General features: G+C 58.0%; 6 protein-coding genes and 1 pseudogene. 4 read left to right on the top strand and 3 right to left on the bottom strand.

What is annotated here, in order from left to right; genetic code table 11:
• A partial coding sequence (locus EDC31_RS16985) for an IS701 family transposase (protein ID WP_132127201.1) occupies nucleotides 1–828 on the top strand: 828 nt, incomplete at its 5' end.
• 184 nt (nucleotides 829–1,012) lie between these two features.
• On the opposite strand, the gene EDC31_RS16975 is transcribed toward EDC31_RS16985, so the two are convergent.
• Nucleotides 1,013–1,519 (bottom strand): TetR/AcrR family transcriptional regulator, encoded by a 507-nt coding sequence (locus tag EDC31_RS16975; RefSeq protein ID WP_204366716.1) that lies wholly within the window; start codon nucleotides 1,517–1,519, stop codon nucleotides 1,013–1,015.
• A gap of 145 nt (nucleotides 1,520–1,664) precedes the next feature.
• Here EDC31_RS16975 and EDC31_RS16970 point away from each other — a divergent pair, with 145 nt between their 5' ends.
• Nucleotides 1,665–3,041, top strand: a complete 1,377-nt coding sequence (locus EDC31_RS16970; RefSeq protein ID WP_042062169.1) for a carotenoid oxygenase family protein — start codon at nucleotides 1,665–1,667, stop codon at nucleotides 3,039–3,041.
• Between the two features lie 170 nt (nucleotides 3,042–3,211).
• Here EDC31_RS16970 and EDC31_RS16965 read toward each other — a convergent pair whose 3' ends face one another.
• Complete coding sequence (locus EDC31_RS16965; protein ID WP_052512635.1) at nucleotides 3,212–4,027, bottom strand: DJ-1/PfpI family protein; 816 nt, start codon at nucleotides 4,025–4,027, stop codon at nucleotides 3,212–3,214.
• A gap of 244 nt (nucleotides 4,028–4,271) precedes the next feature.
• Here EDC31_RS16965 and EDC31_RS16960 point away from each other — a divergent pair, with 244 nt between their 5' ends.
• Nucleotides 4,272–5,018, top strand: coding sequence for an SDR family oxidoreductase (locus tag EDC31_RS16960; protein ID WP_042062171.1), 747 nt, complete (start codon nucleotides 4,272–4,274; stop codon nucleotides 5,016–5,018).
• Between the two features lie 45 nt (nucleotides 5,019–5,063).
• Nucleotides 5,064–5,543 (top strand): YybH family protein, encoded by a 480-nt coding sequence (locus tag EDC31_RS16955; protein ID WP_052512636.1) that lies wholly within the window; start codon nucleotides 5,064–5,066, stop codon nucleotides 5,541–5,543.
• A gap of 264 nt (nucleotides 5,544–5,807) precedes the next feature.
• Here the strand turns inward: EDC31_RS16955 and EDC31_RS18295 are convergent.
• A pseudogene (locus EDC31_RS18295) lies at nucleotides 5,808–5,930 on the bottom strand (alanine--glyoxylate aminotransferase family protein); the annotation flags it as partial.
• Between the last annotated feature and the right edge of the window lie 249 nt (nucleotides 5,931–6,179).

Below are 6,179 nucleotides of genomic sequence, written 5' to 3'. Positions count from 1 at the left end.
GTATTTGCCACCTATGTCTCGGCGCGGGGCCATGCCTTTGTTGACCGCGCGCTGTATCTTCCAACAGACTGGACGTCGAACCGTGAGCGCCTGAGGCAGGCCCACGTTCCCGATGACGTGGTGTTTGCAACCAAACCGGCGTTGGCCTCGATGATGATTGAGCGGTGTCTTGAGGCCGGTGTGCCCTTCCGCTGGGTCGCAGCAGACAGCGTGTATGGTGTTGGCGATGTAGAACGCACGCTTCGCCGGGCAGGGATTGGATATGTCCTTGGCGTCAGAGGCAATCACTGGTTCGGGTCATGGGCGACAAACCCGCTGATTGCAGGAGAAGCCAAAGATATTGCCGCAAATCTTCCAGAGCAGGCCTGGTGCCGTCTGTCAGCGGGAAGCGGCACAAAGGGCGAGCGGTTATACGACTGGGCGTATTTTCCGCTTGCCGATCTGGATGCTGAAGAATTTGACTGCCCTAGAGCTGGACCATGGACACGGGGCCTGTTGATCCGCCGGAACATCGCCGATGGAGACCTTGCCTGTTTTACAACCTGGTGCCCGAAAGGGACAACCATGCAGGAACTCGTGAACGTTGAAGGGACGCGCTGGAGGATCGAAGAGTGTTTCGAGGCGGCCAAAAACGAATTCGGTCTTGATCATAACGAAACTCGCTCCTGGCATGGTTGGCATCGGCATGTTTCTCTGGTCATGCTCGCCTATGCCGTCATGGCAAGTGTCCGGTATCAGGCAAACTCACAAAAACCGAAAAAAACACAACGCAGAGCACGATCATCGTCGTCCGCTGGTCCATACAGGAAATCAGGCGTCTCGTCGTAAAACTCTCACAACGCAGACTTCCCGTCGCTCACATCCTCAGATGGTCCGTCTTTCGACGAAAACATCAAGCCAGCGCTATCCGCTCTCACTCACGACACGAAATGCAACTGTAGTGCTAACCGGCAGCATCGGCGTGTCGGCGGCGCGGAGTCGTGACCAGATCATGTACGGTAGTGCCGACCTCTCAAAAACCCAAGGATTGTATGAGTGCATCGATTGAATCCTCAATGAACCCGTCAGCTTTCAACATGACCAAACCATGGAGTTGCCCCCATTTGACGTGCGCGGATGTGAGCGACGATTCCGGGCTGGAAGCCGTAACGCGATCAAGAAGAGGCTGAAAGCTTGCGATCGCCGCGCGTTGAAGGGCGCTGTCGGGCGCGGACCCTGGAACCAGGCCGGATGCAAACATGAGGCGGTAAAGCTCCACATTCTTTTCTCCGAAAACAAGATAGGCGCCTGCCATCCGCTTCATCGCCTCAGCTTTGTCCCCGCTCGACGCCGCTTCGAGAAGGATCTCGGTGAACTGTTCGAACCCGTCGGTCGCGACGGCCGCGAGGAGATCCTCGCGATCCGTGAAATGTCGGTACGGTGCCGACTGCGCCACGCCGGCCCGCCGCGCCAGCGATGCCATTGAAAGGCTTTGAGCCCCGCGGGCGGATATTTCCTCTCGGGCGGTGTCGAGCAGCACCTTCCGCAGGTCGCCATGGTGATAGGACTTGCGACGATCGGGTCGCTGTGAGACTGCATTCCGCTTCATGTGATGGCTTATAACATTTGAGTTGACAGCGGATCAATGAGCGATAATGTGATGAACTATCACATGGGAGATCGTCATGACGTTGTCACTGAAATCGCTCACGCCGACGCGTTCGGGCGCGCCTTATCTCGCCAATAATTTCGGGCCGATCGAGGCTGAAATGACCGCCTTCGATCTGGACGTGATCGGTCGTATTCCCGAAGCGCTGAACGGACGCCTGCTCCGCATCGGCCCCAACCCGGCCGATGCTCCGGATCCTGCGCGTTATCACTGGTTTTCAGGCTCAGGCATGGCGCATGGCCTGCGTCTGCGTGACGGCAGAGCTGAGTGGTATCGCAGTCGTTACGTCAAGGATGCGGCAGTGGTCGCCGCTCTGAACGCTCAGCCGATCGGCGGACCTGGCGCAGGCCAGCGCGACGGCAGCGTGAACACGAATTTCACCAGCGCGGGCGGAAAACTTTATGCGGTTGTCGAAGCGGGCAGCCTACCAGTCGAACTGGACTACGAGCTGGAAAGCGTTGCGCGTGCGGATTTCGACGGGACGCTCGAAGCCGGTTTCACCGGTCATCCGAAATTCGACCCGATAACGGGCGAGCAGCATGCTCTTGCCTACGAACCGGGACAGCCAGTCCGCTATATTTCGCTCGACCGGAACGGACATGCCACGACAAAAGCGCGGATCGACCTGCCACATATTCCGCTGATCCACGATATGGCGTTTACCGCGTCATTCATTGTCATACCGGATCTTCCAGTCACGTTTCAGCCCGAACGTTCGCAGGCGAAATTTCCATGGCTTTGGGATGAGCGACGGGACGCGCGGATCGGACTGTTGCCGCGCAACGGGGATGTCGCGAACATTCAATGGTTTGAAGCCCCGCGCTGTTTCGTCTTCCATTTCGTGAATGCCTATGACGATGGCGAATTGACGATCATCGATGTCGCCCGTCATCCCCGTATGTTCGACCGCGATCACCACGGACCAAATGAAGGGGCGCCCACGCTCGTCCGATGGACGCTCGACCGACGTTCCGGCCGGTTGAGCGAGACGGGCCTCGACGATCACGGGACTGAATTTCCGCGGATCAATGGCCGTTTCGGCGGGCAGCCCTATCGTTTCGGCTACACGGCCCATTGGGGCGCCGGCGTCAGTTTCGGGCCGGCCATGAAGCACGACATGGTGCGGGGGATCACCGAAATACATGATTACGGCGCCGGGCGCATGACCCTGGAGCCGATCTTCGTGCGAAAGCCCGATGCTGTTGCTGAAGATGAGGGGTGGATCATGTCTTACGTTTATGACGCCGGTCGGAATCTGAGCGATGTCGTCATTCTGGATGCTCAGGATTTTGCTGGCGAGCCTGTCGCTACCATTCGTCTACCGGTCAGGGTGCCGTTTGGCTTCCATGGAGGGTGGGTCGCCGATGACGATAGCGTGTCTCCTGCGGCCTGAATCCGGGTTTTGGATATCAGAGGGATATTTAAAAATCAGGTCTTGCCCCGTATCCTGACGGTGCAAAACAAGTGCGGTCAAAGGCCGGTAAATACCAAGGGCAGCATCTCTCCCTGTGGCAGTTACCGGCTCCGCCCAAAATTCAGCGTGTCGAAAATCTGTTCGGCGGACTAAAGAATGGGGCGCATCAGGCCATTTTCGGAACCGGGCAATATTTTAAAAACGGCGTCACGAATTTTCGGCGGCGCATCCAGAGGATTCCCTGCATGGAACGGAGGTTGCGGGTCGTACTGGACGAGCAATTGCACCTCCTGCGCGGCCTGGGCACCGCGTAATTCCGCTGCGATCGCCATGCCGAAATCGATGCCGGCGGTGACGCCGCCGCCACTCATGAAGCGGCCGTCCTTCACGATACGCGCCGGGTCAGGAATGGCTCCGTATTCCTTGAGCACGTTCAGGAACGCCCAATGACAGGCACTGCGTTTCCCCTTGAGCACACCGGAGGCGGCAAGGATGATCGAACCGGTACAAACTGACGTGACATATCTCGCGGTTTCAGACAGTCGTCGGACATGTCTCAATATCTCAGGCTTCATCATCGCCGACAGATCAAGAGCGCCAGGAACACAGATGACATCCACCTTTTGCACATCCGAAAGTTTTTCCGTTGGACCGAAGATGACGCCTTTCTCCAGTGTCACGAGACCACCAGCGGGACTGGCGAACCGGACTTTCGTGTCGGGCAGTAGAGAAAGAATTTCGTTGGGACCGGCAAAATCGAGAAGCGTTCCATTCGGATAGATCGCGAACAAAAAGTCGATGGGTTTCTCGGTTTTACCAGCCGCGCCTGCGCGTGCCCCTCCGGGAAGAAGGCTGCCAGCTGCCGCGGCGGCCAGCGCCGCGCCGCCCATGAGCATGGCTTGCCGCCGCGAGCGACCGTCCTCGCTCAGTTCCGCCATGATCGTTCTATCGAAAATCTCAGACATGTCACTCTCCTGTCCTGCCCCGTGAAACGGGCTGCTTTCCGGATGGCCTCGACAGTTAGGTCGAGAATTATTTTTCCCAAAGGACCTAATTCCCTCATTTTACGCCGCCATTCTCTTCTCATGCACAAACGGCGTATTTTAAGGGAATTATGTCCTTTAGGACGTCAGGCATTTCGCTAGGATCGTGAGGATCGGTGGGCGCGCTCCCAGCCGTCCATCGCCGTCTGTATGCAAGGAATTCGATATGAGACTTTCTGGGAAAACAGCACTTATTACCGGCGGCACGAGCGGCATCGGCCTCGCCACCGCGAAGCTGTTCGTCAAGGAAGGTGCCCGCGTCGCCGTCACCGGCCGGGACGAGTCCCGTTTCGCCGATGTGCAGGCGGAACTCGGCGATGAGGCTCTCGTCCTTTCTGCCGACGTTCGGTCCATCGACGCGATGCAGGCCGTCTCGGCCCGCATCCAGCAGGCATTCGGCGGGCTCGACATCCTGTTCGCAAACGCCGGTTACGTCATTGCGACGCCGCTGCCGGCGATTGACGTTCGCCAGTACGACGACGTCATGGACGTCAGCGTCAAAGGCGTCGTTTTCACGATGCAGGCCGCGTTGCCTGTCCTTCGGGAAGGCGCATCCGTCATCCTGACGACGTCGTTCATCGATCAGACCGGCAAGCATGGCCTGTCGCTGGTCGCTGCCGCCAAGGCCGCCGCCCGTTCGCTCGCGCGCAGTTGGTCCTACGAACTTCTCGACCGCAAGATCCGCGTCAACGCGGTGGCTCCCGGAGGCATTGAAACGCCGCTGCTGGGCAAGCTCGGCCTGTCCGAAGCCGAGGTGGAAGACTTCAAGACGCAGTTCGCCTCGACCGTGCCTCTGGGACGAATGGGCCGGCCCGAGGAAATTGCCGCCGCGGTCCTTTACCTCGCAAGCGACGAATCCCGATACGTCGTCGGGACGGAACTGGTCGTCGACGGCGGCTGCTCGCAGCTCTGAACCCGACTCCGCCCCTCCGACCAACGATCATTGAAGGAATTACTGATGACAATCGCAAAACCACTCTCTCATTTTCTGAGCGCCTCAATGGCTCTCGCCCTGCAATGTGCTCCCGTCTTTGCGGCCACTGTGCATTCGCCCGACGAAGCTGCGGTCAAGGCCGTGACTGAACAATTTGCCGCCGACCTCGCCAGGGGCGATCTCAAGGCGATCTCGCGTTTATATACCGATGACGCCAAACTGCTTCCCCCGAACGCGGAGGCGATTTCCGGGCGGCCTGCGATCCTCGCGTATTTCGAAAACACCCTGCGGCCGGATCTCGTCGGAGGCGCCAAATTCGATCATTACGAGATCTATGGTGGCGGCAATGCCGCGACCAGCATCTCCCAGATGGTGCTGCTCGACGGCAAGAACCATGTCATTGAACACGGCAAGCAGACCATCGTCCTGCTCAAACAAGACGGGAAATGGAAGATTCATCGCGATATGTGGTCGGACAATGCCCCCGCGAATACTGGCAACTGACAACGGAAGCAGATCGGCAATATTTATCCAAGCACACGATAAACTCCAAACCCATTGCCGATCATCTACTATCTGGAATCCCAATTAATGGGCGCGATGGCTTCTGTGGTTACCGTCCGTGATGCAAGATGTATCTGACTCATTGAACGAGTGATCGACTGCGGTCTTCTGTCCGGCCCTGTGATTGCTCGGGCTTGCCACCTGGAAGAGATTGTCCACTCAGGCCTCGGCTTTGCGGCAATATCTTCCTTTTCTGCGTGATCTGCCCATGCATTTCTGCAAGCCGCCCGTCACTACATCCACGCCCCATGCATCCGTCGCTACCGCCATGCCGCCCAGCGCCGCCGTGGCATCGACATAGGGCAGCACACCATGCCGCTGGCAGATATAGGGTTCGAAGAACCGTGAATTACAGACTTCTTTGCCTGATTTTAGCCCGCATTTCTCACACGATGATGTGGGGCGGTCTGGCGGAGCGCCGTCACCTGGTTCCGAGCGGTTCTGATCTGTTTTCATAACGGGAAACCGAATTTCGGGCACGCGCGGCTCTGTTGCACAAATAGAGTTTTGGTTATGGACCTCGCATTCTGGGACTTATGATTTACTGAATAGCCTCGGTGAGTGGGATTCCGAGCG

Origin of the sequence: Acidomonas methanolica, assembly GCF_004346035.1 — a bacterium.
Classification (GTDB): domain Bacteria; phylum Pseudomonadota; class Alphaproteobacteria; order Acetobacterales; family Acetobacteraceae; genus Acidomonas; species Acidomonas methanolica.
This window is presented reverse-complemented; position numbering and strand designations above follow the sequence as displayed.

Coding starts and splice junctions, on each gene's coding strand:
- EDC31_RS16970 (WP_042062169.1), top strand. CDS start 1,665: ATGACGTTGTCACTGAAATCGCTCACGCCGACGCGTTCGGGCGCGCCT.
- EDC31_RS16965 (WP_052512635.1), bottom strand. CDS start 4,027: ATGTCTGAGATTTTCGATAGAACGATCATGGCGGAACTGAGCGAGGAC.
- EDC31_RS16960 (WP_042062171.1), top strand. CDS start 4,272: ATGAGACTTTCTGGGAAAACAGCACTTATTACCGGCGGCACGAGCGGC.
- EDC31_RS16955 (WP_052512636.1), top strand. CDS start 5,064: ATGACAATCGCAAAACCACTCTCTCATTTTCTGAGCGCCTCAATGGCT.